Source organism: Streptomyces phytophilus, assembly GCF_013870535.1.
Taxonomy (GTDB): domain Bacteria; phylum Actinomycetota; class Actinomycetes; order Streptomycetales; family Streptomycetaceae; genus Streptomyces; species Streptomyces phytophilus.
Genome location: NZ_JACBXC010001452.1, coordinates 1 through 1,412 on the forward strand (window position 1 = coordinate 1; position 1,412 = coordinate 1,412).

General features: G+C 71.4%; 1 protein-coding gene and 1 riboswitch. The gene reads left to right on the plus strand.

Annotated features, from left to right (window positions below; genetic code table 11):
- Window positions 1-240: 240 nt before the first annotated feature.
- Window positions 241-416, plus strand: a riboswitch (cyclic di-AMP (ydaO/yuaA leader).
- Window positions 417-422: 6 nt separating this feature from the next.
- Window positions 423-1,313 (plus strand): aggregation-promoting factor C-terminal-like domain-containing protein, encoded by an 891-nt coding sequence (locus H5J30_RS33255; RefSeq protein ID WP_181791446.1) that lies wholly within the window; start codon window positions 423-425, stop codon window positions 1,311-1,313.
- The last annotated feature ends 99 nt before the right edge of the window (window positions 1,314-1,412 follow it).

Below are 1,412 nucleotides of genomic sequence, written 5' to 3' on the forward strand. Positions count from 1 at the left end.
GCCTCGTCGTACCGGCCGGGCAGCCTCTACTGGACGCGCTGCACCGGGAATCGAGTGCGGAACGTCACATCCGCCCCAGCCGCCCCACGCGTGCGCGCGTCAGCACGGAGCGTCAGACTACGCGTGGATCCTCGTGATCCTCTTGTGATCTGCCGTTCGATCTCCTAGTGTCCGAGGCGTTCGCAGACGCGAGCACCGCGCTCCGGTACGCCGAGTCCTGCCCGTCGGAGCCCGGAACCGTCGTCCCCACAGCCGTTCGGGCAGGAGCGGGGGAACCACTTCTCCGTCGGCCGGAGGCACGGTGGCAGGACCGCACCGGACTCCCCGACTCGGGGTGAAGCCGCACAGCACGACGCGGCCGGGCAACTCCAGCCCGAACCCGACAGCTCACTTCGCAGGCGTCGGAGAAAGAGCGAGCCACCATGGCCGGAACCGGCACCCGGCGCGCGCCCAAGTCGCGCTCCACCCGCCGCTATGCCGCCGCTGCGGGGGTGGGCATAGCCCTGCCCGTAGCCGGCGGAGTCGCGGCGACCGCCGCGCACGCCTATACGGTCGAGAAGGGCGACACCCTCTCGGAGATCGCCGAGGACAACGGCTTCGGCCCCGACTGGCAGCAGCTGTACGAGGCCAACAAGGAAGCCGTCGGCGACAACCCCCACCTGATCCTCCCGGGCCAGGAGCTGGACCTGGGCGGCAAGAAGGCGGAGAGCAAGCCCGCCGAGGCCGACCAGAGCGCCGCCAAGACCGAGAAGAAGCAGCAGCGCTACGTCGAGCACACCGTCGCCGCCGGCGAGACGCTGGCCAAGATCGCCGCGAAGTACGACGTGCCGGGCGGCTGGCAGCGCGTGTACGTCGACAACGAGAAGGCCATCGGCGACAACCCGGCCGCGCTGAAGGTCGGCACCGAGCTGCGCGTCGACACCGAGGGCGGCAAGGTCTCCAAGTCCGTCGACCCGAACGGCTCGTCGTCCTCCGGGAGTTCCGGCGGTGCCACCGAGGCGTCGCAGGCGAGCGTCCCGACCACCGAGTCCGGCATCCAGGCCGCGGCGCGGGAGATCGTGCCCGCGGACCAGTTCACCTGCTTCAGCAACATCGTGGAACGGGAGAGCGGCTGGGACCACACCGCGACCAACCCCAGCTCCGGCGCGTACGGACTGATGCAGGCCCTGCCGGGCGACAAGATGGCCTCGGCCGGCGCCGACTGGCGCACCAACCCGGTCACCCAGCTCAAGTGGGGCCTGGACTACATGAACGACCGCTACGGCAGCCCGTGCGGCGCCTGGGACTTCTGGCAGGCCAACAACTGGTACTGATCCCCCGGGCCCCCGGCCCGCGGTGAGTCTCCCGCCGCCCCGCCGCACGGATACGTCCGCGCGGCGGGGCGCGCGCGTGTATACGCCCCGCCGGGCCCG